Origin of the sequence: Paucibacter sp. KBW04 (genome assembly GCF_003852425.1) — a bacterium.
Classification (GTDB): domain Bacteria; phylum Pseudomonadota; class Gammaproteobacteria; order Burkholderiales; family Burkholderiaceae_C; genus Paucibacter_A.
The window spans coordinates 155,216-180,469 of sequence record NZ_QAJN01000010.1; the positions used below are offsets into that span (position 1 = coordinate 155,216).

Below are 25,254 nucleotides of genomic sequence, written 5' to 3' on the forward strand. Positions count from 1 at the left end.
CCAAGATCCATCACCTACTCAAGCTTGCCCATGAGTCCTGATCCAAAACACCCGCTCACAAACCAGATCATTCGTGACGAGGCGCAGCTGCGCGCCCTGATCGGCAGCCCCACAGACTTGGTTTGCAGCAAGATCAGCGATCGCCTCAACGCTATGACACGCCTGTTCGTCGAGCGTTCGCCCTTTGTGTGCTTGGCCACCAGCGACCGGGCCGGCCATTGCGACTTGAGCCCCCGTGGTGACCCGGTCGGCTTTGTGCGCATTCTTGATGAGCGCACCTTGCTCATGCCCGAGCGTCCCGGCAATCGCATTGCGGATTCACTGCGCAATATCTTGGCCAATCCGTATATCGGCCTGCTCTTCGTCGTGCCAGGCAGCACCGACACTTTTCGCGTCAATGGCCGGGCCACCCTCACCACCGATGCCGAGCTCTTGGCGCCCAGCGCCGTCGAAGGCAAGCCGCCCTTGCTCGGCATCCTGGTCGACATCGATGAAGCCTATACCCAGTGCTCCAAAGCCTTGCTGCGCTCACAACTCTGGGACCCGCAGCGCCACGTCGCGCCAGCCAGCATGCCCACTGGGGGGCAGGTGATGCGCGCCATTCACGGCGAGCCCTTTGATGCCGAACAGTACGACAAGGAGCGCGCGGAGCGCTATCGGCGCCGAGTGGGGTTTTACTGATTTTGGGCCGCGGCCTGCGCGTTGTAGTGCAGATGGCCGTCGCCAAGATGGCCCAACTCGTTAACCCAGTCGCTGGGTTGTGGTCGCGCAATGCTCATCCATCGGCTGTGAATTTGAATTCGAGCGAGCCGGGAGAGACATTAGCCAACCGCGCAAGTTTCGTAGCAACACGCGACCGCAGTCGCTCTTGATGAATTGACCTCGTTCAATCGAGTCTTCTCGTCCATCGGTAAACGGAACCGATCGCTGCGGTAGTGCGGGGTCGACAAATGCATCGGCCAGACCAATCTCCAAGCCTTCGGCCACCAAGCCGACTAGTGTGGCCCGCAGTCGCTTCCCCTCATCCTGCTTCCAGACAGATTCAGGCACCTCCGCCTTGATTGGCGTGGACATCACCTGCACCTGGCGCAAGGCCTTCGGCCGATCAGACCCGGAGCTGGGCCAAAAAGCGATCCAAATGTGGGCAGAAATCGTCCTGGCGTCTGCCGCCAAGACGAAGGCCGGTCTCACCTCAACGAGCCAATCGTTTTTCAGCTTTGCATTTCCGCTTGGCAGAAAAGTCTCTCCTAGAGGAGGCCAAGCCGTGGTGAGGTCTCCCATCAAGGAGTTCAAATCCAATTGACTTAGCAACTCTCGATACGGAGCCACGATCTTGTTGGCCCGGCGTGTGGCGCTTTGTTCCTTGACTTGATTCGCCGTGGAATTGATCAAAGCATGGGTCATTACCGAGGCTAAAAAGATGAGGCCATTGCCGCCCGGGTAGAGCATGGTTCCCGGTTTACCTTGGCTGTCATTGGCTTCAGCTCCGCTCAGCTGGAATTCAAAGCCGACGGGAACGCTCCATTGCCAATTTGATTCAGACAGACTTGGCAAGGGGGCTTGCAGGAGTTCCTTGTCGCCTTCTGCGCTGGCGTTGACGTGCAGGCCGAGGACGGATAGGGCGAGAACAAAGATACCCGTCCTCTTGTTCCTCGCGTACGTCGAAAAAAGCCTTACCCAAGTCATTTGCAGAGCGAGTTACTGCAAGGGAGTAACGATGGTCTTTCGTGCAGCCTCAATCGCTTGGAAATAAGCATTGGTTAAACCTGGAAAGGAGGGGGGCTCGTCCCAGTTTTTATTGGTGACCTTCTTCACACTGAAAGGCAAGTACCACTCCAATGCATTGCTCGACAGATTGACGATATAGCTTTGACCCTGGACTGTGGCCGATGGTAGGCCCTGCGGAACGTAGGCCTTGAAATTTCGCTCAAAGCCCAGTTGCTCAATATGAACAATCATCAGCCGCTCTATCTGGAATCGAGACTTCAAGGTCGAAAAGTCTCGAGGCGATTTTTGGGGTTCGTTCAAATTGGAAAATGCTTCCAAGTTGGAGGCGTCGGGAAGCTCAATGACTTCTAACTTCTTGTCTTTGAGTACATCCATCAGGCTGGTCTTTATCTCCAGCACTTCGGCCTTGGACAGCGTGGCTGTGTAAGCGTTCAAGCTCGAATGCATCAGATTTGCAGTCGCGAGACACAGGAGACAGCTTGCGCCGGGAAAGTATGTGTCAGGTTTTTCTGGCAAAACCAGCATGAGGCCGATACGGCCCGCTGTTGCATCCACAGCTTTGGGTGATAAAGCGACGGGCAAGCGCTTGGGGCTTGCACAAGCCGCCACGACCATCAGCATTGCCAAGGCAAGTGCCAGCCTCAAGATCCTCATGCTCACTCCAGTTCTTGTTGTTTTGAGAAAACAAAAGGGCACCTGCAAGAGCAGTGCCTAGTGTCAGCTTGGCTTCAATGAGGCGCATTCTTTCGGGCTTTGCGACGCTAGTTGCCGAGGACAAACCCTTGATCAAGTGGAATTGGCAGAACTTCGCAAATTTGACAATGCTCCGCGAATTGCATGCTGGTCGCTAGATGGTGTTTCGGTGCGGTGCTTTGCAGGGAACCCAGCAATTCACTTCAATCAGAGCATCCGCCCCGGGTTGAGTATTCCCTGGGGATCCAAGGCGGTTTTGATGGCCCGCATCAGGCCCAAGGCCACGGGGCTTTTGCGGGCGGCCAACTCTTCGCGCTTGAGTTGGCCAATGCCATGCTCGGCCGAAATCGAGCCCTCATAACGCTGCACCGCCTCGTACACGATTTGGTTGATGGCAGCCTCATGTCGGCTCAGGAACTCCGCGGGGGGCACGCCTTCCGGCGCCTGCACGTTGTAATGCAGATTGCCGTCGCCCAGATGACCGAAGTTGACCATGCGTATGCCTGCAAAGGCTTGGGTCAGGGCCGCATCGGTTTCACGCACAAAAGCGGGGATGCGGGACAGGGGCAGGGCGATGTCATGTTTGACGTTGAGCCCCTCCTTGCTCTGCGCCAGCGGGATGGACTCGCGCAAATGCCACATGGTCTGCGACTGGGCCAGACTTTGCGCCACGGCGGCGTCCGTGATCAAGCCCTGAGTCAAGGCCTCGCTCAGAATCGCCTCGAACTGAGCTTGCGCATGAGCTTCACCCTCGCTGTCCGAAAGCTCCAGCAGCACCGTCCAGGGGCAGGGTGGCAGGGCTTGTTGCAGCTGCGGGAAGTGGCGGCGCACGAGGCTTAGCGAGAAAGCATTCATCAGCTCAAAGCCGGTCAAGGCCGCTGCGGCTTGGCCGCGCGCCAGGCTGAGCAGCCCTAAGGCCGAGTCCAGATCGGGGCAGGCGGCCAAGGCCGTCATCTGCGCGCGCGGGCGGGCAAAGAGCTTGAGGGTGGCGGCGGTGATGATGCCCAAGGTGCCTTCGCTGCCGATGAAAAGATCGCGCAGGTCGTAGCCGGTGTTGTCCTTGCGCAGGCCGCTCAGGCCCTGCCAGATTTCGCCCTGGGCCGTCACCACCTCCAGGCCCAGGCACAACTCGCGCGCATTGCCATAACGCAGTACCTGGGTGCCGCCGGCATTGGTCGCCAGATTGCCGCCTATGGTGCAGGTGCCTTGCGAGGCCAGGCTCAAAGGGAAGAGCAGACCGTGTGCCTCGGCCGCGTCCTGCACGGCTTGCAAGGTACAGCCGGCTTCTACCGTGAGGGTGAGGTTGTGGGCATCGACACCGCGCACCGCTTGCATGCGCTGCAGGCTCAGCAGAATTTGCTGGCCGCTCCCATCGGGCACGCCGCCACCGACCAGGCCGGTATTGCCTCCTTGCGGGACGAGGCTGAGACCATGCTTGGCGCAGCAGCGCAGCACAGCGGCCACTTGCTCGGTGTTGGCGGGTCGGGCCACGGCCAGGGCGCGGCCTTGATAGCGGCCCCGCCAGTCGTTCTCATAGGCCGACAAATCATGGGCCGGGCTTTGCAGCAGGCCGCCCTCGCCGAGCAGGGCTTGCAGTTCGGCCAGGGCACTCATGCCTCGGTATGCGCCTTCGCTGCGGCTAGGCGTTGGCGCACATGCAGGGCGCAGGCGGTGAAGATCAAGACACTGAGCAAGACCTCCGCCGTAGCCAGCCAGGCCGACAGGCCTTTCTCGCTGGTGGCGCGCACGGCGCCCTCGGCGAAGTAAAGCCAGATCATCAGGCTCAGCCAGCGGAAGGTGTAGAGCCGGTAGCGCCACAGGCCAGCCATGGGAATCAGCAAGGGCAGGGCTTTGATGGCCAGGGTGCCACGGCCGGTGGGAGCCAGCCACAACTCCCAGGCCAGGCAGAGCAGGAAGAGGGCAATCAAGCCGCCCAGAGCCAGCCAGCGGCTCAGGGCTTCGCGCGCATCGGCCTGCGTTCTTTGGGCATGGTTGCTTGCCGAGTTGAGGGGGGGCGTGGGGGCGTTCATGGGAGCGGGTGCGGACATGCTGGCATCATAGCCAGCATGACAAATTCCTCTCCCACCGATCTGGTCCAAGCCAGCCCGGCACCCATGAAGTTCGCCCAAGTTCGCCAAAGCCGTTTGTGGCTGGTCCTGGTCAATCTGCATGCCCGTTTCAAGGAAGAACATCTGGGCCTGACGGCCGGCAGCCTGACCTTCACCACCCTGATCTCCCTGGTGCCCTTGCTGACGGTGATGCTGGCTTTGTTCACCGTCTTCCCCATGTTCTCGTCCTTCCAGGTGGCGCTGGAAAAGTATTTTTTACAGAACCTGATTCCGGCCAATATCGCTCGCCCAGTGCTGACCGGCCTGACCCAGTTCGCTGCCAAGGCCAAGGGCTTAGGCAGCATGGGTGTGGCCTTGCTGGGCTTTACCGCCCTGGCCCTGATGCTGACCATTGACCGCACGCTGAATCTGATTTGGCGGGTCAAGCGGCCCCGGCCCATCGCCCAGCGGGTGCTGGTGTATTGGTTTGCCCTGACCCTGGGCCCGCTGATTCTCGGCGGTAGCATTGTGCTGACCAGCTATGCCGTCACCACCGGTCAGGACCTGCTGGGCGATCTGCCCGGCAACTGGTCCTTCTTTCTGTCCCTGGTGCAGGTGCTGATCATGGCGGCCGCCGTGTCGGGCTTGTTCCACTATGTGCCCAACACCCATGTGCGTTGGCGCCATGCGGCTTTTGGCGGACTCTTTGTGGCCCTGGCCCTGAGCTTGGCCAAATGGGGGCTGGCCTGGTATCTGAAACATGTGCCGACCTACTCGACGCTGTATGGCGCGTTCGCCGTCGTGCCGGTGTTTCTGATCTGGCTTTACCTGGGCTGGGTGATTGTGCTGATCGGGGCCGTGCTCTCTGCTAACGCGCCCAGCTTGGCGGGAGGCATGCCGCGCCGCCCCGAGGCCCCGGGTGTGCAACTGGAATTGGCCTTGGATGTCTTGCGGGCCTTGTGGCGTGCCCAGCGCGAGGGGCGCGGGGGCTTGAGCAGCTCGGCCCTGGCCTTGACGCTGCGGGTGGACCCCCTGCAGCTGGAGGCGGTGCTGGACAGCTTGGTCGGGCTGGACTGGGTGGGCAGGCTGGAGGAGGGCGGCGTGCAGCGTCTGGTGCTGCTGTGCGCGCCCGAGCAGGTGCCGGCCCAGGCCCTGCTGCAAGCCACCGTGGCCCAGCGAACACCCGGCTTGCAACAGCTCTGGGCGCGCAGCGATTGGGATCGCTTGCGCCTGGTCGATCTGCTGGAGCCTGCTTCGACCTCAGCTGTGTAAAACCACCAGCAGCGCCACGGCGGGCTGCTGGCTTTGATTGCGGATGGCGTGGGGCCCGTCCACCGCGTAGCGCGCTGTCTCACCCGTGTTGAGGGTCTGTGCGGCGCCGCCTGCATTCACCACCAGGCTGCCGCTGAGCACACTCAGATGCTCACGCGAGCCGGGCTCGTGCGCGGCCGACTCCAGTGCGCCGCCGGGCTGCACGCTCAGCTCATACCACTCGAACTGGCCGGCCAGATCGATGGGCCCCAGGATGCGCAGCTGGCACAGGCCGTCCGGGCTGCTCATCGAGGGTGTTCCGTGGGCCGGCACGGTCTCGATGGCCGGTGGGCTTGTGCGTTCACCGCCCAGCAGTTCGGCCAATTCCACCCGCAAGGCATTGGCCAGACGCCAGACCACGGCAACTGTCGGATTGGCCTGATTGCGCTCTATCTGCGACAACATGGACTTGGAAACCCCGGCGCGCCGCGACAACTCGTCCAAGGACAAGCCCTGGGCTTGCCTCAAGGCTTGCAAGGTGGCGCCCACCTTGGGGGGCTCGAGTGCGTCCAAATTCGCTGCAGACATGCTTGACCTTGAAAATGAAATCCTAGATACTGCACGCAAATTCGATATATCGAACTGCGTTCAATTTAGTGAATTGTGCACCAGGAGACACCACATGGCTACCGCGCAAAACTTCTACGACCACATCAATGCCGAACTCGCTGGCATCCGTGAGGCAGGCCTCTACAAAAGCGAGCGCATCATCACCGGCGCCCAGAGCGCGGTGGTGCACACGAATGACGGCCGGGAGGTGATCAATCTCTGCGCCAACAACTATCTGGGCCTGTCCTCTCATCCCGAGGTGATTGAGGCCGCCCACGAGGCCCTGCGCACGCACGGCTACGGCCTGTCCTCCGTGCGTTTTATCTGCGGCACCCAAGACCTGCACAAAACCCTGGAAGCGCGCCTGTCCAAATTCCTGGGCACCGAGGACACCATTCTTTACGCCGCGGCTTTTGACGCCAACGGCGGCCTGTTCGAGCCCCTGCTGGGCGAGCAAGACGCCATCATCAGCGACGAGCTGAACCACGCTTCTATCATTGACGGCATCCGTCTGTGCAAGGCCAAGCGCTTCCGTTACAAGCACAATGATCTGGCCGATCTGCAAGCCCAGCTGGAAGCCGCAAAGGCGGCCGGCGCCCGCCACACCCTGGTGTTCACCGACGGCGTGTTCTCCATGGACGGCACCATCGCCCAGCTGGACAAGATCCGCGCTCTGTGCGATCAGTACGGTGCCTTGCTGGGCATCGACGAATGCCATGCCAGCGGCTTCCTGGGCCAGACCGGCCGCGGCACGCATGAGTACCGGGGTGTGTTCGGCAAGATTGACATCATCACCGGCACCCTGGGCAAGGCCCTGGGCGGCGCCTCGGGTGGTTTCACCAGCGGCCGCAAGGAAGTGATCGAGCTGCTGCGTCAGCGTTCGCGCCCCTATCTGTTCTCCAACACCGTGGCCCCCAGCATCGTCGGCGCCTCCATCAAAGTGCTGGACCTGCTGGAAGCCTCCACCGCCTTGCGCGACAAGCTGGAAGCCAACACCGCCTACTTCCGCGCCGCCATCCAGGCGGCCGGCTTCGAGATCAAGCCTGGCACCCATCCCATCGTGCCCATCATGGTGTACGACGCGGTGATGGCGCAAAAACTCAGCGCCCGCATTCTGGAACTGGGCATCTACGCCGTGGGCTTCTTCTTCCCCGTCGTTCCCAAAGGCCAGGCCCGCATCCGTGTGCAGGTTTCGGCCGGCCACGAGCGCGAACATTTGGAAAAAGCCGTGGCCGCCTTCACCCAGGCGGGCCGCGAACTGGGCCTCATCAAGGCCTAAGCAGAGACTTCAGCAGACTTTCGACATGACCACCAAGATTCTCATCATCGGCGCCAACGGCCAAATCGGCTCGGAACTGGCCGCAGAACTGGCCCTGCGCCATGGCAATGCCAACGTCATCACCAGCGATCTGGCCCCGCAAGGCCGGGTGCCCCAGCTCAATCACGAGATGCTGGACGTGACCGACGCGGCCGCCCTGGCCGCCGTGGTCAAGCGCCATGGCATCACCCAGATCTACCATCTGGCGGCGGCCCTCTCGGCCACCGGTGAGAAGCACCCGATGTGGGCTTGGGACCTGAATATGAAGGGTCTGCTGAACGTCCTGGAACTGGCCCGGGTGCAAAAGCTGGAACGCATTTTCTGGCCCAGCTCCATCGCCGCTTTCGGCCCCTCGACGCCGACGCTGGACACGCCGCAGACCACCGTGATGGACCCCACCACCATCTACGGCATCTCGAAGTTAGCCGGCGAGCGCTGGTGCGCCTGGTACCACGCCAACCATGGTGTGGACGTGCGCAGCATCCGCTACCCCGGCCTGATCAGCCACAAGACCCCGCCCGGTGGCGGCACCACTGACTATGCGGTCGACATCTTCTATCACGCCCTCAAGACCGGCAGCTACAACTGCTTCCTGGAAGAAAAGCAGGGCCTGCCCATGATGTATATGCCCGACGCGCTGCGCGCCACCATCGAGCTGATGGAAGCGCCCGCCGAATCCGTCAAGCAGCGCGGCTCCTACAACCTGGGCGGCGTGAGCTTCACCCCGGCCGAGATTGCCGCCGCCATCCGCGCCCATCTGCCCGATTTCAAAATCAGCTACGCGCCCGACTTCCGCCAGGCCATCGCCGCCAGCTGGCCGCAGCGCATCGACGACAGCGAGGCCCACAAGGATTGGGGCTGGAAGCTGGAGTACGACCTGCGCGCCATCGTGGCCGATATGCTCAAGGAAATAGCCCGCAAAGAGGCGGTTTAAGCCGGGATGGCTTCGGGGGCTGCTGCTAAGCTGGGTTCATCATGCCCAAGCCCATTCAGCGCCTCCTTCCTGTCGCTCTCTGCCTGAGCTTGTGGGCGGCCGCCGCCTCGGTATCGGCCGCCGAGCCGAGCGCGGAAGAGCCCAAACGACCCGTAGCCGAACCGTCTTGGTTTGATCTGCCCGGTGATGATTTGCGTTATCTGCTGGGTGCCAGCCTGAGCTATTCGCCGTCCTATCCCGGTGCCCGCATCATGGAGACCTCCCTCAAGCCCATGTGGGCGGCGCGCTGGGGCAAGTGGCGTTTGTCCAGCTCCGGCGGCGCCGGTCTGATGGGTTTTGGCGTGGAGTCCATTGGCCCAGGCTCGGGCGCCAGCCGCGATTTATTCCGCTCGGACACGCTGCGTTTGGGCCTCACTCTGCGTCTGGACAATGGCCGCCGCAGCAGCGATGCCGCCTACACCGAGGGCCTGCCCGATATCGGCCGCACCCTGCGTCTGCGTCTTTACGCCAGCAAGACTCTGGCCCCGCAATGGCAGCTTTCTGCCGCCTGGAGCCAGGATGCGCTGGGCCGCCAAGGCGGGGCGATCTGGAATGCCGACCTGGCACACCGTCTCTATCGCTCTGCCAACGGCGCGGGCGAGCTGATGGCGGGCGTGGGCCTGTCCGGTGGTGATGGGCGTTATTTGCTCAGCTACTACGGCGTGCCGCCAGACAGCGCGGCGGCCCAGCGCCTGGGGCGCAGCTTTGTGCCTGGCGCGGGCTTTAGCGAGGTCAATCTGGGCCTGTCTTACACCCGCGCGCTAAGCCCCCACTGGGTGTTCAATAGCAGCGCGGGCTGGAGTCATTTGCTAGGCCCCGCGGCGGCCAGCCCGCTGACCGAAAGGCTGAGCAATTTCAGCCTGGGCTTCAGTCTGGGCTGGCGGAACTGAGAGTTAGGCGCTCAGGTGCCCAAGATTTGCCGCAAGCTCGCCAGCATTTCTTCCGGCGCCTCGCCCATCAGGGAATGGCCTGAAGGCAGGAGGTAGGTCTTGGCCTTGAGCGCTGCGGCCAGGCTCTGGCTCTGCTTGGGCGCCGTCATCTGGTCGCGCTCGCCCAGCAGCAGGCTGACGGGGCATTGCACTTTGGCCGCCGCCTCCATGCCTTGATCGTAGGCATCGCAGACGCGGAAGTCGTGCTCAAACAGGTTCAAAGCCGTCTGCTTGGCTTGGACGCGCTCCATCAGGGCGCGGCTACCGCCCTGCAGCCAGGCACCGGGGCCGGGATAGCTAGGCTTGCTGGCCCAAGTGGAGATGGAGAAGCTATTGACCATGGCGATGGCTTTCAGAGGTTGATCACGCGCCGTGCTCAGCAAGGCCTCGGACACCTTCATCGGGTAGGCCGTGCCCACCATCACCAGCTGGCGCACCCGCGCGGGCGCCTGGGCGGCGGCTTCCAAGGCGATCAAGGAACCCATGCTATGGCCCACCAGGCTGGCTTGCTGCACGCCCGCGGCATCCAGCAACTCCAGCAACCAAGTGCCTAGCTCGGGCACGCCGCCCAGCACAGGATTGCCGCTGCGGCCATGGCCGGGCAGATCCACGGCCAAGACGCTATGGCCATGGTGAGCGAACCAGCGTGCCAGCAAGGTCCAGACGCTATGGTCGTTCAGCGCCCCATGCACGAACACGAGGCAGGGCAGGGCGGGGTTGAAGGGCTTGCCGCCGGTGTAGGCATAGGCTTGCGTGCCTTTGACATTGAGTTCCATCGCTTCAGTCCTCCCGGCTTATTTGCTGGCGCGCTTGAGCGCTTGTTTCAGATCGGCGATCAAATCGTCGGCATCTTCCAGGCCGATAGACAGGCGCAAGGTGCCGGCCGTGATGCCGGCTTGCGCCAGCGCTGCATCATCCATGCGGCTGTGGGTGGTGGAGGCGGGATGGATGACCAGGGAGCGGCAGTCCCCCACATTGGCCAGGTGGGAGAAGATCTTCAAGGCCTCGACAAAGGCTCGGCCTTGTTCGCGCGAGCCCTTCAGATCGAAGCTGAATACCGAGCCGCAGCCGCGTGGCAAGAGCTCTTGCGCCAGCGCATGACTGAGGTGGCTGGCAAGACCGGGATAGCCCACCTGGGCCACTTGCGGCTGGGCGGCCAGAAACTCCGCCACCTTCTGCGCGTTCTGCACATGGCGCTGCATGCGCAGAGACAAGGTCTCGATGCCTTGCAGAATCAGCCAAGCCGTGTGTGGGCTCATGCAGGCGCCGAAATCGCGCAGCCCCTCGCGGCGTGCGCGAAGCAAAAAGGCACCCACCGTGCTTTCCTCGCTGAAGACCATGTCGTGGAAGCCGGCATAGGGCTCGCACAGTTCGGGGAAGAGGCCGTGTTTGGCATGGGCCGCGTCCCAGTCGAAGCGGCCGCTGTCCACCAGCACGCCGCCCACCACCGTGCCGTGGCCGCTCAGGAATTTGGTGGCCGAGTGGTAGACCAGATCGGCACCATGCTCGAAAGGTCGCAAGAGGTAAGGGGTAGTGAGGGTGGAGTCCACCAGCAAGGGCAGCTTGGCCTGATGGGCGATTTCCGCCACCTGCGGGATGTCCAGCACATCGAGGCCGGGGTTGCCCAGGGTCTCGCCAAACAGCAGCTTGGTATTGGGGCGGATGGCGGCGCGCCAGGCCGCGAAATCACCTGGCCGCACAAACGTCGTCTCGATGCCAAAGCGCCTGAGGGTGTAGTGCAGCAGATTGTGCGAGCCACCGTAGAGCGCGCCGCTGGCCACGATGTGCGAGCCCGCGCCCGCCAAGGTGGCGATGGCCAGATGCAGGGCCGCCTGGCCGCTGCTGGTCGCGATCGCACCGACGCCGCCTTCCAAGGCTGCGACCCGTTCCTCGAAGACGGCCGTGGTTGGGTTGGACAAGCGCGAGTAAACATGGCCGGCGCGTTCCATATTGAAAAGCGAGGCCGCGTGTTCAGAGCTTTCAAACACAAAGGACGTGCTCAGATGCAGTGGCGTGACCCGGGCGCCCGTGCTGGGGTCTGGGGCGGCGCCCGCATGCAGGGCCAAGGTGTCGAAAGAGGGGTCGGCGTAGCCAGCCATGGTGTCTCCCAGGTGTTTGATGCGCGAATTGTGTGCTATGTTTCCATGCAGTCGTATCAAGTGGGATCTGCATCTCGTTTCAGGCCCAGCATCAAGAGGAGAGAGTCATGAAAGTCGTCGACATCCTGCGTGTCAAAGGCGGTACTTTGTTCACCGTCACGCCCGACGAAAGCCTGGCCCAGGCCGTGGCCACCATGTCCGAGCGCGATATCGGCTCCCTGGTGGTGATGGAGCATGGTGACCTGGTCGGTATGTTGACCTTTCGTGAGGTGATTGCCGCCATCGCCCGCAACGGCGGTTCGGTCGGAACCTCGCTGGTGCGTAGCGTGATGGACGATCACCCCTTGACCTGCACGCCCGAGACCGAGATCGATGAAGTCCGCCGCATGATGCTGGGCCGTCATGCCCGCTATATGCCCGCGCTGAACGGCCGCACCTTGATGGGCGTGATCTCGTTCTACGACGTGGCCAAGGCCGTGGTTGATGGCCAGGACTTCGAGAACCGCATGCTCAAAGCCTATATCCGCGACTGGCCGGTGGAAGAAAACGCCAGCACCGCGGGCGAGTCCAAGCTGTGAAGCCCAAGCGGGCGGCGGCCTGAGCCATGCCTTCATGCCAGTTCCTGGCATCCAGCGAAAGCGGCCCGATGGCCGCTTTTTCTTCGCCGACGATGCAGGCCACGACCTTGCTGTCTTGCCGTCGCCGCAGTTGGCCGCTTGCCGCCTACCTGCTTTTCAGCCCTGTTGCCATGATGCCTGTCAGCCCTAGCTTCGCAGCAGCGGGTGGGCCGCAGATTCAGCGCCTGAGCCTGGCAGCCGGCCAGGCTCAGCAAGAGCTTTTGTTTGAGGTCACGGGTGAGCCGGGCGGCGGGGAGAGTCGCCTGGTCTTCGCCGCCTTGCGCAGCACCGTGGCCTTGGCCGCGATCGAGTTATTGGACCCTGAGCAGCGTCGCGTCTGGCGCCGCACGCCTGCTCAGCTGGGCTTCACGCCGCAGGCACTGGCCCAACACCCCGAGTTGGGTGATGCGATCGGCCTGCCCGAACTGCGTCGGCCCCAGCCTGGCCGCTGGCGATTGAGGCTTGAGCGGGCCCAGCCCTTGCGCCAGGCCGGGCAGCTCTTGTTTTCGTTCCGTCAACTGCCCCGGTTTGAGCTCAGCCTCACGGCCCTCAGTGCCGAGCCGGCCGTGGGCCAGGTGCAGAACTATGTGCTGCGCCCGGCCGACTTTGGGGCGCCGATCTTGGGCCTGGGTGCCCTGGCCCTGGTCTTGCAGGACGCGGCCGGACAATCGTTTCCCGTACCTGCTGCACAAGAGCAGCTGCGCAGCCCGGCCGGGCTTTTGATCAGCGACGAGCCCGGCGCCTATATCAGCCGCTTCGCTTTGCCCGCTCCTGGCGAGTACCGCGTGCGAGCGCGTCAGCAGTTCCCTGGCGGCCAGTTCGCCGAGGCCGAGATCAAGCTGGTGGCACGCGGCGTTGCGGCCTTGGCGGGCTCACCCCTGCGTTTGGAAGGCATCCGTTTTGAGCGCCAGGCGGGCTGCTTGCAGGCCGCGGTGCTGGAACTCGGCCTGGACATCGCCAGCCCCGGGCTGTATGCCGTGACTGTGCAGTTGGTGCTGGGCGCCAACTCGCGCCAGCTCAGTCGCTCCGCCCAGCTGCAAGCCGGCAAGGCCAGTTTGCAGCTGGCCCTGCCCGCCAGCACTTTGCGCGAATTGGGTGGCGCGCCCAAGCGCATTGCTCGCCTAGGCCTGCTTCGCTTTGGGCCCGACAAAGCCGGTCCGGTGGCGGAGTTGCTGGACATTGCCCTCAGCGCCGAGCAGCAAGCGCAATTGATATCGCTGTGCGCCGGCTGATCGGGTCTACAAGCCAAGAAGGGTGGCCATGAAAAAAGCCCCTTGCGGGGCTTGCTTCAACTCTCAATTCTTGGGGCAGTTGGGCGCGGTGCAGGCCTTCAGGATCAAGAGTCGGGAGTCCTGCAGATCGATCTTGCCGTCACCGTTGAGGTCGCGCCTATCGCCAGGGATCAGCGGGCTTTGACTGCGGTACTGCAAGAGCAGATCGCGGTCGGCCGAGTTGACACTGCCATCGCCGTTCAGGTCACCGGTGATGGTGGGAAAGATCTGCCAGCGTGACAAGCTGCTGCCGCTGACCGGGATGCGTGAGGCCTGGGCCGTGCTGCCGCCACCGACCACCAGCACCGACTCGATGCGGTAAGGCCCATCGCTGCGCTGCAGCTTGTCGGCCATCACGGTGGCCGTCACCCGGTTGTCACCGGCATTGAGGAAGTTGTTGAGGCCGAACTGACCCACTTCCAGGCCTTGAGCGTCCAAGATCTTGAAGGAGACCTGGTAGCTGCCCGCGTTGTTGACGCGGATGGGCAGGCTGAAGTCCAGCTGACCGACAAAGCCCATGCGCAGCACCGGATTGACCGAGGCACCGGCCGCCAGCTCGATCGGATCGGAGCAGAACTGAGAAAGCGTCAGGCCACTGAAACTGGTGGCGGCCTGCTTGCGCATCTCCAAGCGAGGCGATTGGCCCGAGAAAGCCAGCACGTCCAGCGGGTCGATGATGAAGTCACCGTCGGCGGCAAAGGTCTTGCGGATCTCGCTGGCGGTGTAGGACAGCTTGGCATTGAGGGCGCCCGGGCCACTCAAGACCACATTGCTGCGCTTGAGCAGGCTGCCGGGGCCGCCGCTGCTGAGCAAGGTGCCGGCGGTGGAGTAGGTGCCGGCGCTGGCCACTGTGCCGCTTAAATTGACGTCCAGCTGGCGCACGCAGCCCGAGGCCTCGCGTATCACCGTGCCGCTGACCGAGCCGAAGCTGAAGTTGGCCGGCACGATGTCCACAAAGCCGGTGGCGCTGCGCTGGATGCTGCCACCTCCCGGCGCCGGGATGTTGACCTTGCCGTCGATCTGGTAGCGGCCCGTCTGGCCAAAGCGATAGCCTTGGCTGTAGATGCCGTCATCGGCCAGGCCGTCAAAATCGGCCGCCTGGCCGCTGTCCACGGCGGCCAGCGTGGCGACGGGATTGCCGTCCTTGCTGATGCTCAGGCTGGGCGCAACGCCCTTGATCGGCAGGCCTTGGTGTACCACCAGCAAGCCCAGGGGCACGGGCTGGCCCACGCGGAAGGTTTGGCCGCTGATCACCAGGCCGACCTGGTAGGGCGACTGGGCATAGCTACTCAGAATCGCCACCGTGGGCACGGGCGCGGCGGGGAAGGTGGCTTGCAGCGTCCACACCCCATCGGCCGGATTGGCGATGCTGGGCGTGATGAAGACGCCGCCCGGCAGTGGCGGGTTCAGCTGGGCACCGTCCAGAAAGCTGACGCGCGGGTCGTTGGCCGCGATCACCTCCTGGCCTTGCGGGTCCAGTAGGCTGATATGGGCGCCGCTGACCGGCAAGACCAGTTGCAGGCGCAAGTCGCTGAGGGCCGCGACCGGCAGCGGCAGGCGCAGCTGGGTGCTGCCGGCCGCGATGGGCTGGGCCCAGGTATTGGTGGGCGAGGTGTTGATCAGGCCAGAGTTCTGGGCCAGGGCGAGGGGCGTGGGGCCCGCAAAGCCCAGGGCAATTCCCAGGGCCAGGGCGCTCAGGCGCAGGGTTTGGTGGAGTCGAACAAAGCTCATGATGTGGGCTCCTGGCTCAGCGAAGTTTGATCGATTGGTCAAGCAGCTTGCGCACGTTGTCGCCGTTCTTGACCGTCGAGTGATTGGTATTGCTCTGATTGCCCATGGGGGTGCCCCAGCCGGGGTTGGCGCTGTTCAGGCCCACCACCACATCGTTGGGGTTGAGCTGGGCATTGAGCACCGTTTTGTAGGTCAGCACGGTGATGGGGGGCGACTGCGGATCGAGGCTTGGGATGACCTCGAAGCTCAGTTGCACCGCCGAGCTGAAGTTGCAGATGCCCATATAGGCCAGGCGCAGGGCGTTGTAGGTGTAGCTGCCGACAAAAGGCACGCTGGAAACGGGGTTCATGGGGTCGATCTCGCCATCGGTGGGCTCGCGGCTGCAGTTGGGGCCGGCATCCGCACCGATGGTGAAGGTGTTGGCCACATTGCCGCGCAGGCCGGCAGGGATGGCTTCGTTGGCGACCTGGGTGGTTAGGTCGATCAGGCCGGGAGGCTGGGGGCCGGCGCCAAAGCCGCTGGCAATGCCCGCCACCGTGCTGTCGATGAATTTGCGCGCATAGCCATTGGGGTCCTGGCCATTGCCCTCGTAAATCGTGGCCAGGCTGCGTTGCAGCATCGTCAGGTCGGCCACGACCGAGCCGCGGTGCGGGGTCGACAAGGTGCCCAGGGACAGCACTTCGAAGTCCGGTGGGCTCAGCACCGCCAGGGCTTGTGAATCCAGGCCGCCCTTGCTGTGCACGATCAGATTGACCTTGCTGGCTTTGACCGTGTCCAGGAAACCCTTGATCTTGGTCTTCAGGTCCTGGGCATTCGTCATCACCGCGCCGTTCTTGTTGGCGGTGGAGAAGCGATCGAAGAGCACACCGCTTTCATTCATGGTCTTCAACACGCCAGGGGCGGCACCGTCTTCCCAGGTGCTGCGATCCGCCGCGATGCCGTGCGCCAGCACATAGGGGAAGGCAGCGTCGAACTCGATGCCCACCCAGTCCACGGCCATGCACCAGTATTCGCCGTTGCCGACATTGCCGGTGTCGATATCGACCTGGAACTCATTGACCACGCCGGGGTTGCCAGGGCTGGCGAACTTGACCTGGGAGATGTCGACCTCGAAGGAGTCATTCACCCAGGTGTTGTTGAAGCCTGACAAGGTCTTGATGAAGCTGCCGTTCCAGGACAGGCGATCGATCTCGGGCGCGTAAGTGCCGTCGGTCACGGCCTTGTCGTCGATGTCATAGACCGGGAAGGATATCTTCGCCTTGGCGCCCACCACCTTGTCGGCGATCAGCTTGCTCGGGTCCTTCAGTGTGCCGTCGGGATTGAGCTGGGTCTCGTTGACGGGGGCGGGTACCTTGAAGCGCACCACCAGCGGGCCGCCGCTGCGATAGGTGCAGCCGGTATCCAGGCCGCCGCCCGAATTCATCACGTATTTGCCCATATCCTCCTTGGGCGGAGGGAAGGGCGAGCTGGTCTGAGCCTGGCTCCAAAGGCTGCAAACGCCCAGGGCCAAGCCAACGCCGAAGCGAAGCAAGGGTGTCTTCATGATGGTGTTCCTTTTGACTCAGGATTCGGCCAAGGCTTTGGCCGCTGAAGGAGGCTGGAGGCCTGTCTGCCCGGGCCCACTGGCCTCTGCGCAAGCCTTGTTCGTCAAAGCTTGCTGAAGCTGGGCGAGCCGACATGGATGCTGTCGCCCCGGGCTTGCGCCAAACCTTGAATGCGTTGGCCTACCTTGTCGGCACTCAGGGCGCTGGAGGTGGTGATCCAGAACACCCGGCCGTCATCCACCGCCTTCAGCTTGGCTCGGCTGCCCGCAATTTCCAAGACCACCGCATCTATCGGTGTGCCCTTGCTGGTGGCGGCAGGCGTGGGGCTGCTGAGCGTAGCTTGGGCCTGGGTCGCGGTGCTGAAGCTAAGGGCGCCCAGCAGCAAGGCCAGCACCGCCGTCGCACTGCGCAGCAAACCCGCATTCTTTCCCAGACTCAGTCCCATGGCTGCCAGGGCCAGCAGGGCCAGGGCGAGCGCGCCTGGCTCGGGGACTTGGCCGTTGTTGGGGGTGATTTCGACGAAGGCTTGCGTGGTCTGCAACTCGATCGGCAGTAGCGCGCCTTGGCTGTCCAGGAAGAGTAGACCGGGATCAGTCAAATCAATGCTGAACTCCGCGCCGCTGCTGGCAGCCATGGCCGTGAACATCAGGCTTAAGAAGCGGAAGCCGTTGGCCTGATCGGCGTCCAGCAGGGCTGCACCATTGCCGGAAAGTCCGTAAGCATCGATCATCCCGCTGCTCAAGCTCGCATCGCCGACAAAGCCCAGTGAGTCTGGGTCTGGCAAATCGAGCTGATTGAGGCCGCTGGCAGGGTCGGTGAAGCTAAAGCCATTCAAGCTCGCCAGGGCCGGGTTGAGCAAGACATTGATGTCGAAGCCGCTCAGCGAATTGCCATTTGCAGCACTCAAGCCCGCAATCGCGAAGTTGATGGAAAAACTCTCGCCTACATGCACGCTGGACTGTGAGGCGCTGACGATCACCACCGGGGCGGCTTGGGCCGTGACTCCGCCCAGCATGCCGGCCACCAAGCTGCTCGCGCACAGTGCTTGTTTGCACAAGAGACCAAGATTCATAAATCACTCCCTGAACATCAACGATTCGACAATCAAACCCAGGCCAGCCTTCGGCGCCTACTAGAGCGCCAGACGGCCACAAGGTTTGGCGATGAGGAAGGGAACCGCATCCTCAAGGGCAGGCCAATCGCAAGCCCCCAGAGCGAAGTGTTCCGACGCGATCAGTTTGTTCTTGGTGTTAGCACGCAGACCCGCGTGATTCAATCGATGGGCCTGCCGGGGCTTGAGCTTTTCAGGCCAAACTCCTGCTCTGATCTGTCGCCCAGTCTAGGGACGCGGCTCTAGCAGCGCAATTTGGAAGCTAGGGGGGCGCTTGTGTTTTGAGTGCACTGTTTTGACATCAAAAGCTGTTAGCGCGCGGGGATTGCCTGCTGCGGCCAGAGGCAGCCAGGCAGCGCCGATAGAATCAAGCCCAGGCCACGGCCTTTCTTTCAGATCAACCGGATTCCCCATGTCAGGCAGCACCTTCGGCGACTTGTTCCGCGTCACCAATTTCGGCGAGAGCCACGGCCCCGCCATCGGCTGCGTGATCGACGGCTGCCCACCCGGCCTGGCTTTGAGCGAGGCCGATATCCAGCCCGAGCTGGACCGCCGCCGCCCCGGCACCTCACGCCATGTGACTCAGCGCAACGAGCCCGACGCGGTGGAGATCCTCTCCGGCGTTTACGAGGGCTTCACCACCGGCACCCCCATCTGCCTCTTGATCAAGAACACCGATCAGCGCAGCAAGGACTACGGCAACATCCTCGACACCTTCCGCCCCGGCCATGCCGACTACAGCTATTGGCGCAAATACGGCTTGCGCGACCCGCGCGGCGGCGGCCGCAGCTCTGCCCGCTTGACGGCGCCCATGGTGGGCGCGGGCGCAGTGGCGCGCAAATGGCTGAAGGAGAAATTCGGCACAGAGTTCCGCGGCTGCATGACCCATTTGGGCGAGCTGGCGATTCCTTTCGAGGGCTGGCAGCACGTGGGTCAGAACCCTTTCTTTGCCGCCAATAGCAGCAAGATTGCCGAGCTGGAGGCTTATATGGACGAGCTGCGCCGTGCCGGTGATTCGGTGGGCGCGCGCATCCTGGTCGAGGCCACGGGCGTGCCGGTGGGCCTGGGTGAGCCCTTGTTTGACAAGCTGGATGCCGACATCGCCTACGCCCTGATGGGCATCAATGCGGTCAAGGGCGTGGAGATCGGTTCGGGCTTTGATGTGGTGGCCCAGCGTGGCAGCCAGCATGGGGATGAGCTCACACCCCTGGGCTTTGCCAGCAATAACGCGGGCGGCGTCCTCGGTGGCATTTCCACCGGCCAGGACATCGTCGCCTCTATCGCCATCAAGCCGACCAGCTCCATCCGCACACCCAAAGCCTCGATCAACCGCGCCGGCGAGCCGGCCGTGGTCGAGACCTTCGGGCGCCACGACCCTTGTGTGGGCATACGTGCCACGCCTATTGCCGAGGCCATGCTGGCCCTGGTGCTGATGGATCATGCCCTGCGTCACCGTGCCCAATGTGGGGATGTAGAGCTGAGCCAGCCCGCCATCGCGGGCGCAGCGCCACAAGCTTGAGTACGCCCACCGCCGCCAACTCGGCCGAGGCCTCCAGCAAGACTCTGAGTGCCTGCGCGGTCCTGTCCTGCGCCTACTTCGCGGCCATCGGGGGCTTCAACCCGTTTGCGCCGCTTTGGTACAAGGAGCTGGGCTTGCCGGTGGTGGCCATCGGCGTGCTGGTGTCGCTGCAAAGCTGGACCCGTTTGTTTGCGCCCTATGCCTGGGGCGCCTTGGCCGATCGCACGGGAAAACGGGTGCGCATCATCCGCTATGCGGCCCTGGCGAGTTTTATCGTGGCCCTGGGCTTTTTGCTGCCCGTGCATTTTGGCAGCCTGGCCGTGGCCATCTTTTTGATGTTCAGCTTCAACGCCGCCATCGTGCCCTTGACCGAGACCGTGGTGGCGGCCCAGCTGACCACCGCAAGCGGTGGCATGGATGCCAAGCGTTATGGGCGGGTGCGGGTCTGGGGCTCGGTGGGTTTTTTGGCCGCTGTGGTGTTGATGGGCTGGTGGTTCCAGCACTTCGGCATGCAGGCTTTTGCGTGGACGACCTTGGCTCTGCTGGGCGCTGTCGTTTGGGCCGCTTGGCGCCTGCCTCTGCAGCCGCCAGTCATCCATCCACACAGCGATCAGCCCAGCCCCGCCATTCGCGCGGTGCTGATGGAGCCCCGCGTGCGCTGGTTCTTTGCCGGCATTTTTCTGACCGTGCTCGCGCACTCGGCGCTCTACGCCTTCTACAGTCTCTATCTGGATTCTCTGGGCTATGGCAAGCAGACGGTGGGCATGTTGTGGGCCGTCTCGGTGGTGGTGGAGATCATCTGGTTTGCTTTTCAGGGCCGCATGCTGGAGCGGGGCAGCTTGCATCACTGGCTTTTGGCTGCGGCCCTGCTGTCGGTGTTGCGCTTTGGGCTGACGGCGGCCTTTGGCGCCAGCCTGAGCATCTTGTTGCTGGCGCAGCTCAGCCATGCCCTGACCTTTGCGGCCCAGCACACGGCCTGTATCGCCTTGGTCACCCGCTACTTTCCGGGCCGCTTGCGAGGCCGCGGCCAGGCCTTGTACTCGGTGCTGGGCTACGGCTTTTCCGGCGTATTGGGCGGGATTGGCGGCGCCTGGCTGGTTTCGCACCAGGGCTATCCGGCGGTGTTCTGGGCGGCGGCCGTGGCGGCCTTGGGCGGCGCGTTTTGCGCCTGGCGCAGCTTGAAGCTGGACCCCGGCGTCTGAGCCCAAAGCCGATTCTTTGACTGCGGCCAGTCGGTGGCCGCTGCAGCCCAGGCGCGGCTTTCCGCAGTTCGTCGCAGCGGCCCTGGCAATGCCAAAAGCCATCCCTACACTGCGCCCAATTTCAGACCACAGGAATTGGGAGACAAGAGATGGCTGCAATCCGATTGACGAATTCCCGGCGCAAGCTCTGGCTTATGGGCGCCGTGGCTGCCGCGGTCCTGGCAGCGGGCGCCGGTGTGACGGTGTTTGCCAGCAAGGGCGATGAGGGCAAGAAGCCCGACGACAAACCGGGGCAAGCGGTGCTGGAGTTTGTGCCCAGCGAGGTGGTGACGCCCAAGCGGGTCAGCATGCCGGGCCTGATCGAGTTCTCCGGGCCCCTGGTGGCGCCGGGCACGGTGATTGTGCGGGCCAAGAGCACGGGCAGCTTGCTAAGCCTGTCGGTGGCCGAGGGCAGCCGGGTCAAGGCCGGCCAGGTGCTGGGCCAGATCGATCTGGAGGAGCTGCGCTACCGCATCGCCGAGCGCAGCGCGGCGGTGGAATCGGCTCGCGCCCAGCTGGACCAAGCAGAGCGTCATTACAAGGCCAGCCAAGGCCTGGCCGCACAGAACTTCATCGCCTCTACGGCGCTGGACACCTCGCGCGCATCCATGGAATCGGCACGCGCCCAGCTGCTGAGCGCCAAGGCCCAGCTGGACACCAGCCAGGTGACTTTGCGGCAGGCCGCCTTGATCTCGCCCATCAACGGCATCGTGGCCAAGCGCCACGCCTTGCCCGGCGAGAAGCTGGCGCCCGAGCAGCAAATCCTCAGCATCATAGACCTGAGTCGGCTGGAGCTGGCCGGCCTGGTGGGCACGCATGAGGTCAGCCGGCTCAAGCCCGGCATGGCGGTGCAGGTGAGGGTGGAGGGCGTGGAAGCGCCGGTGGAAGCGCGCATCGCCCGCATCGCGCCGGCCGCCGAGCCCGGCACCCGCTCCATCGGCGTGACCCTGGAGTTGAGCAACCCGCAGGAAAGCCTGCGCGCCGGCCAATACGCCTTGGCCCGGGTGCAACTGCCCGACGAGACCCAGCGCCTGAGCCTGCCCGAGACGGCGCTCAGCAGCAATAGCGGCCAGGAGCAGGTCTGGTTGATCGAGAACGGCGCCTTGCTGCGCCGCATCGTCACGACAGGCCGCCGCGATGTGCGTGAGGGTCGGGTGGAAATTCTGAATGGCCTGAACGAGCAAGCCCAGGTGCTGGGCGCGCGTTTCGACAATCTGCGTGAAGGCGCCAAGGCCACGGTGGTGCAGACCAAGAGCGCACCGGCCAAGGTCGCGGCCGCCGCGAGCCCCAAGAGCCAGGCCAACTGAGGATCGCCCCCATGTGGATGACAAAAGTTTCGATTCAAAACCCGGTCTTCGCGACCATGGTCATGGTGGCCTTGTGCGTGCTGGGCCTGTTCTCGTACGCCAAGCTGGGCGTGGAGAATATGCCCGACATCTCCATCCCCGTCGCCTCGGTGGATGTGCGCTACCCCGGTGCCTCGCCCGAGGCGGTGGAGCGCGAGGTGGCCAAGCCCTTGGAAGAAGCGCTGAACACCGTCGCCGGTGTGGAACGGGTGCTGTCGCGCAGCTTTGAGGGCCGGGTGCAGGCGCAAGTCGAGTTCAGCCTGAACGCCGATATGAACCGCGCCATGCAAGATGTGCGCGACCGCGTGGCCGCCGTGCAAGCGGTCTTCCCCAAGGATGTGAAAGCGCCTTCCATCGCCCGCCAGGAGATGGACAACGCCCAGCCCGTGGTGGTGATGGCCTTGATGAGCAAGACCCGGCCGGCGCGCGAGCTGTCCATGATCAGTGAGTTGATCATCGCCAAGCGCCTCTCGCGGGTTGAAGGCGTGGCCCGGGTTGATGTGGGCGGCATGGTTTCGCGCGAGGTGCGCATTGATCTGGACCCCCTGCGTCTGCGCGCCTATGGCGTCACGCCGGCGGAAATCGCCACCGCCTTGCGCGAGGCCAATGCCGACCAGCCTGTGGGCCTGCTGTCCGACCGCTACGCCGACGCCGTCTTGCGTGTCGAGGGCCGGGTGCGCGATCCCAAGCAATTCGCCAATATCGTGGTGGCGCGGCGCGGCAATCTGGTGCTGACCCTGGGCGACTTGGGACAGCTGGTGGAGCGCGAACGCGAGCCCGACAGCATCGCCCGCATCAATGGCGCTCAGGCCGTGACCTTCAATGTCTTCAAGCAGCAAGACGCCAATGTGGTGAAGAGCGGCGAGGCCGTCAAGGAGGCCATGGCCGAGCTGAAGAAGACCCTGCCGGCCGATGTGGAGCTGAACCTGATCTATGCCAGCAGCGATTTCGTCAAAAGCTCGCTGGATGGCCTGACCCACACCTTGATCGAAGGCGCTTTGCTGACCGTGGCCATCGTCTTCCTGTTCCTGCACAGCTGGCGTTCCACCATCATCACCGGCCTCACGCTGCCGATCTCGGTGATCTCCAGCTTCATCGCCGTCCATGCCTTCGGCTTCACGCTGAACTTCATGACCATGATGGCCCTGAGCCTGTGCATTGGCTTGCTGATCGACGATGCCATCGTGGTGCGCGAGAACATCGTGCGCCATGTGGGCCTGGGCAAGAGCCATCGCCAGGCCGCGTTTGACGGCACCAACGAGATCGGACTGGCTGTCATGGCCACCACCTTCGCCATCTGCGCGGTCTTCGTGCCCGTGGCCTTTATGGGCGGCATCATCGGCAAGTTCTTCTACCCCTTCGGCATCACGGTGGCGGTGGCAGTGCTGGTGAGCTTGTTCGTCAGCTTCACGCTCGACCCCATGCTGTCCTCGGTCTGGAAGGATCCGCCGAGCGAATCGCTCAAGCGCGTGCCGGTGATTGGTCACATGATTCGCGGCACCGATCGCGCCATGGACAAGCTGCATAGCGGCTACGAGCGCCTGATCCGCTGGGCCTTCTCGGCGCGTCGCTACCGCGTCCTCGTGCCGCCGCTGCCTGCTTTTGGCCGGCCTTTCGATGCCCAAGGTCAGCGCGATACGGCGCAAAAGCGCCGCCTGCGTTGGGCCACCATCACGCCGCGCGGCCTGGTGATGGCCGCCGGGGGCCTGAGCTTTGTCATCGCTCTCGGCCTGGTGCCTTTTGTGGGCAGCGAGTTCGCGCCAGAAACCGACCAAAGCTTCACCCAGGTGAATCTGCGCATGCCGGTGGCCTCCAGCCTGGAGCGCTCCAACGCCAAGGTGGCGCAGGTGGAGGAGATCCTCGCCAAATACCCCGAGATCAAGATGCTGTCCACCGTGGTGGGCAGCACCGGTGAGGGCATGGCTACCGGTCGCAACCAGGCCTCGCTGAGCATTTCGCTGACCGATCGCAAAGACCGCAAGCGCACCCAAAAACAGGTGGAGGACGCCATCCGCGCCGACATTGCCAAGATCCCTGGCATCGAGGTCAGCGTGGGCTTTAACCGCCCGATCTGGATCACCATCCTGGGCTCCGACCCCGAGGTGCTGACCCGTGTCACCCAGGAGTTCGCCGCCAAGCTCAAGAAGATCAAGGGCGCCGTCGATGTGGACACCACCGTCAAGCCCGGCCTGCCGGCCTATGCGGTGCGGCTGAAGGAGTCCGCCATCCGCGAGCTGGGCCTGACCGCCCCGCAGGTCGCCGCTTCGCTAAGAGCTTATGTCAACGGCGAGGTCGCCACCTACTGGACCACGCCGGACGGCAATCAGGTGGAGGTGCTCTTGCGCCTGCCGCGTGAACAGCGGGAACGCATCGAGCAGATGAACAAGCTGCCAGTGGCTTTTGCCAAGGACGGCTCGCCCATCTCGCTGGACCAGGTGGCCACCATGGAGCCGGTGTTCAATCCCGAGGTGATTCGTCGTCAGAATCTGCAGCGTCGCGAGGCCGTGTTTGCCGGCGTGCAAGGCCGTCCCTCGGGCGATGTCAACAAAGACGTGCAAAAACTCATCAAGGAGACCGAGTTGCCCCCCGGCATCAGCTTCAATGTGGACGGTGCGGGCAAGCAGCAGGCCGATGCCTTCAAGGGCTTGCTGGCGGCCATGGGCCTGGCGGTGATCTTTATCTACATCGTGCTGGCCAGCCAGTTCGGCAGCTTTGTGCAACCCATCGCCATCATGGCTTCCCTGCCGCTGGCCTTGATCGGAGTGATGCTGGCCTTGCTGCTGTGGGGCTCGACGCTCAACGTCTTCTCCATGATTGGCTTGGTGATGCTGATGGGCTTGGTGACCAAGAACGCGATTTTGCTGGTGGACTTTGCCAACCATGCCCGCAAGGCCGGGGCCACGGTGGCCGAGGCCTTGCTGGAGGCAGGCCTGATCCGTATGCGGCCCATCATCATGACGACGGCGGCCATGGTGTTCGGCATGCTGCCCATGGCGATTGCCCTGAATGACGGCGGCGAGATCCAGGCGCCCATGGGCCGGGCCATCATCGGCGGGGTCATCACCTCGACCCTGCTGACCCTGGTGGTGGTGCCGGTGCTGTACTCCTATCTGGTGCGCGATCGCAAGCCCAAGGCCAAGGCGAGCGAGCCTGCCATGGGCGGTGTCGCCAGCCCCGGCAGCGACTTCGACGCGGCCTTGCCAGCCAAGTAAGACAGCGGCCGGCC

The 25,254-nt window shown here is 63.6% G+C and carries 21 protein-coding genes; 11 read left to right on the top strand and 10 right to left on the bottom strand.

Annotation, left to right across the window (positions count from 1 at the left end; all coding sequences use genetic code 11):
• Nucleotides 1-30: 30 nt before the first annotated feature.
• A complete protein-coding gene (locus tag DBR47_RS12745) occupies nucleotides 31-681 on the top strand; it encodes a pyridoxamine 5'-phosphate oxidase family protein (RefSeq protein WP_124450593.1) in 651 nt (216 codons plus the stop codon).
• A gap of 60 nt (nucleotides 682-741) precedes the next feature.
• Here the strand turns inward: DBR47_RS12745 and DBR47_RS12750 are convergent, their stop codons facing one another.
• The 4 genes from DBR47_RS12750 to DBR47_RS12765 all read right to left on the bottom strand — a co-directional run bounded on the left by DBR47_RS12750 (nucleotide 742) and on the right by DBR47_RS12765 (nucleotide 4,469).
• Nucleotides 742-1,686 carry a hypothetical protein gene (locus DBR47_RS12750; protein WP_124450595.1) on the bottom strand — a complete coding sequence of 315 codons (945 nt, stop codon included), beginning with the start codon at nucleotides 1,684-1,686 and terminating at the stop codon, nucleotides 742-744.
• Nucleotides 1,687-1,698: 12 nt separating this feature from the next.
• A complete protein-coding gene (locus DBR47_RS12755; protein ID WP_124450597.1) occupies nucleotides 1,699-2,382 on the bottom strand; it encodes a hypothetical protein in 684 nt (227 codons plus the stop codon).
• A gap of 246 nt (nucleotides 2,383-2,628) precedes the next feature.
• Nucleotides 2,629-4,035 carry an FAD-binding oxidoreductase gene (locus DBR47_RS12760; RefSeq protein ID WP_124450599.1) on the bottom strand — a complete coding sequence of 469 codons (1,407 nt, stop codon included), beginning with the start codon at nucleotides 4,033-4,035 and terminating at the stop codon, nucleotides 2,629-2,631.
• Complete coding sequence (locus tag DBR47_RS12765) at nucleotides 4,032-4,469, bottom strand: DUF2069 domain-containing protein (protein ID WP_231512282.1); 438 nt, start codon at nucleotides 4,467-4,469, stop codon at nucleotides 4,032-4,034. The genes DBR47_RS12760 and DBR47_RS12765 overlap by 4 nt, the downstream gene beginning before the upstream one ends.
• An 18-nt stretch (nucleotides 4,470-4,487) precedes the next feature.
• On the opposite strand from DBR47_RS12765, the gene DBR47_RS12770 reads away from it, so the two are divergent.
• Nucleotides 4,488-5,741 carry a YihY family inner membrane protein gene (locus DBR47_RS12770; RefSeq protein WP_197047036.1) on the top strand — a complete coding sequence of 418 codons (1,254 nt, stop codon included), beginning with the start codon at nucleotides 4,488-4,490 and terminating at the stop codon, nucleotides 5,739-5,741.
• On the opposite strand, the gene DBR47_RS12775 is transcribed toward DBR47_RS12770, so the two are convergent.
• Nucleotides 5,730-6,308 (bottom strand): helix-turn-helix domain-containing protein, encoded by a 579-nt coding sequence (locus DBR47_RS12775; protein WP_124450601.1) that lies wholly within the window; start codon nucleotides 6,306-6,308, stop codon nucleotides 5,730-5,732. The genes DBR47_RS12770 and DBR47_RS12775 overlap by 12 nt on opposite strands.
• 94 nt (nucleotides 6,309-6,402) lie before the next feature.
• Between DBR47_RS12775 and kbl the strand changes: the two genes are divergently transcribed.
• From kbl to DBR47_RS12790, 3 genes are read left to right on the top strand one after another with little or no spacing between them, the layout of a single operon-like run.
• Complete coding sequence (kbl, locus tag DBR47_RS12780) at nucleotides 6,403-7,608, top strand: glycine C-acetyltransferase (RefSeq protein WP_124450603.1); 1,206 nt, start codon at nucleotides 6,403-6,405, stop codon at nucleotides 7,606-7,608.
• Nucleotides 7,609-7,633: 25 nt separating this feature from the next.
• Entirely contained in the window at nucleotides 7,634-8,581 is a 948-nt protein-coding gene (locus DBR47_RS12785) for an NAD-dependent epimerase/dehydratase family protein (protein ID WP_124450605.1), read from the top strand.
• A 41-nt stretch (nucleotides 8,582-8,622) separates the two neighbouring features.
• Nucleotides 8,623-9,510: a MipA/OmpV family protein gene (locus tag DBR47_RS12790; protein ID WP_124450607.1), complete on the top strand. Its 888-nt coding sequence runs from the start codon at nucleotides 8,623-8,625 to the stop codon at nucleotides 9,508-9,510.
• An 11-nt stretch (nucleotides 9,511-9,521) separates the two neighbouring features.
• On the opposite strand, the gene DBR47_RS12795 is transcribed toward DBR47_RS12790, so the two are convergent.
• Together DBR47_RS12795 and DBR47_RS12800 are read right to left on the bottom strand one after the other, a co-directional pair.
• The gene (locus tag DBR47_RS12795; protein ID WP_124450609.1) at nucleotides 9,522-10,325 is read right to left on the bottom strand and encodes an alpha/beta fold hydrolase; all 804 of its coding nucleotides are present in this window, start codon (nucleotides 10,323-10,325) and stop codon (nucleotides 9,522-9,524) included.
• A gap of 18 nt (nucleotides 10,326-10,343) precedes the next feature.
• Nucleotides 10,344-11,648, bottom strand: a complete 1,305-nt coding sequence (locus DBR47_RS12800) for an O-acetylhomoserine aminocarboxypropyltransferase (RefSeq protein ID WP_124450611.1) — start codon at nucleotides 11,646-11,648, stop codon at nucleotides 10,344-10,346.
• 107 nt (nucleotides 11,649-11,755) lie between these two features.
• On the opposite strand from DBR47_RS12800, the gene DBR47_RS12805 reads away from it, so the two are divergent.
• Together DBR47_RS12805 and DBR47_RS12810 are read left to right on the top strand one after the other, a co-directional pair.
• Nucleotides 11,756-12,226 carry a CBS domain-containing protein gene (locus DBR47_RS12805; protein ID WP_124450613.1) on the top strand — a complete coding sequence of 157 codons (471 nt, stop codon included), beginning with the start codon at nucleotides 11,756-11,758 and terminating at the stop codon, nucleotides 12,224-12,226.
• A 173-nt stretch (nucleotides 12,227-12,399) separates the two neighbouring features.
• A complete protein-coding gene (locus DBR47_RS12810) occupies nucleotides 12,400-13,497 on the top strand; it encodes a hypothetical protein (protein WP_124450615.1) in 1,098 nt (365 codons plus the stop codon).
• 63 nt (nucleotides 13,498-13,560) lie between these two features.
• On the opposite strand, the gene DBR47_RS12815 is transcribed toward DBR47_RS12810, so the two are convergent.
• The 3 genes from DBR47_RS12815 to DBR47_RS12825 form a co-directional block, all read right to left on the bottom strand.
• On the bottom strand, nucleotides 13,561-15,267 hold the full coding sequence (locus tag DBR47_RS12815; protein ID WP_124450617.1) for a dockerin type I repeat-containing protein: 1,707 nt from the start codon (nucleotides 15,265-15,267) through the stop codon (nucleotides 13,561-13,563).
• Nucleotides 15,268-15,283: 16 nt separating this feature from the next.
• Nucleotides 15,284-16,810: a triacylglycerol lipase gene (locus tag DBR47_RS12820; protein WP_124450619.1), complete on the bottom strand. Its 1,527-nt coding sequence runs from the start codon at nucleotides 16,808-16,810 to the stop codon at nucleotides 15,284-15,286.
• Between the two features lie 104 nt (nucleotides 16,811-16,914).
• Complete coding sequence (locus DBR47_RS12825; protein WP_124450621.1) at nucleotides 16,915-17,883, bottom strand: PEP-CTERM sorting domain-containing protein; 969 nt, start codon at nucleotides 17,881-17,883, stop codon at nucleotides 16,915-16,917.
• 451 nt (nucleotides 17,884-18,334) lie between these two features.
• Here DBR47_RS12825 and aroC point away from each other — a divergent pair, with 451 nt between their 5' ends.
• From aroC to DBR47_RS12845, 4 genes are all read left to right on the top strand, one after another.
• Nucleotides 18,335-19,441: a chorismate synthase gene (aroC, locus tag DBR47_RS12830; RefSeq protein ID WP_124450623.1), complete on the top strand. Its 1,107-nt coding sequence runs from the start codon at nucleotides 18,335-18,337 to the stop codon at nucleotides 19,439-19,441.
• Nucleotides 19,438-20,643: an MFS transporter gene (locus DBR47_RS12835; protein WP_231512283.1), complete on the top strand. Its 1,206-nt coding sequence runs from the start codon at nucleotides 19,438-19,440 to the stop codon at nucleotides 20,641-20,643. The genes aroC and DBR47_RS12835 overlap by 4 nt, the downstream gene beginning before the upstream one ends.
• Nucleotides 20,644-20,792: 149 nt before the next feature.
• On the top strand, nucleotides 20,793-21,989 hold the full coding sequence (locus DBR47_RS12840; protein ID WP_124450627.1) for an efflux RND transporter periplasmic adaptor subunit: 1,197 nt from the start codon (nucleotides 20,793-20,795) through the stop codon (nucleotides 21,987-21,989).
• An 11-nt stretch (nucleotides 21,990-22,000) separates the two neighbouring features.
• A complete protein-coding gene (locus DBR47_RS12845) occupies nucleotides 22,001-25,240 on the top strand; it encodes an efflux RND transporter permease subunit (RefSeq protein WP_124450629.1) in 3,240 nt (1,079 codons plus the stop codon).
• Nucleotides 25,241-25,254: the final 14 nt, after the last annotated feature.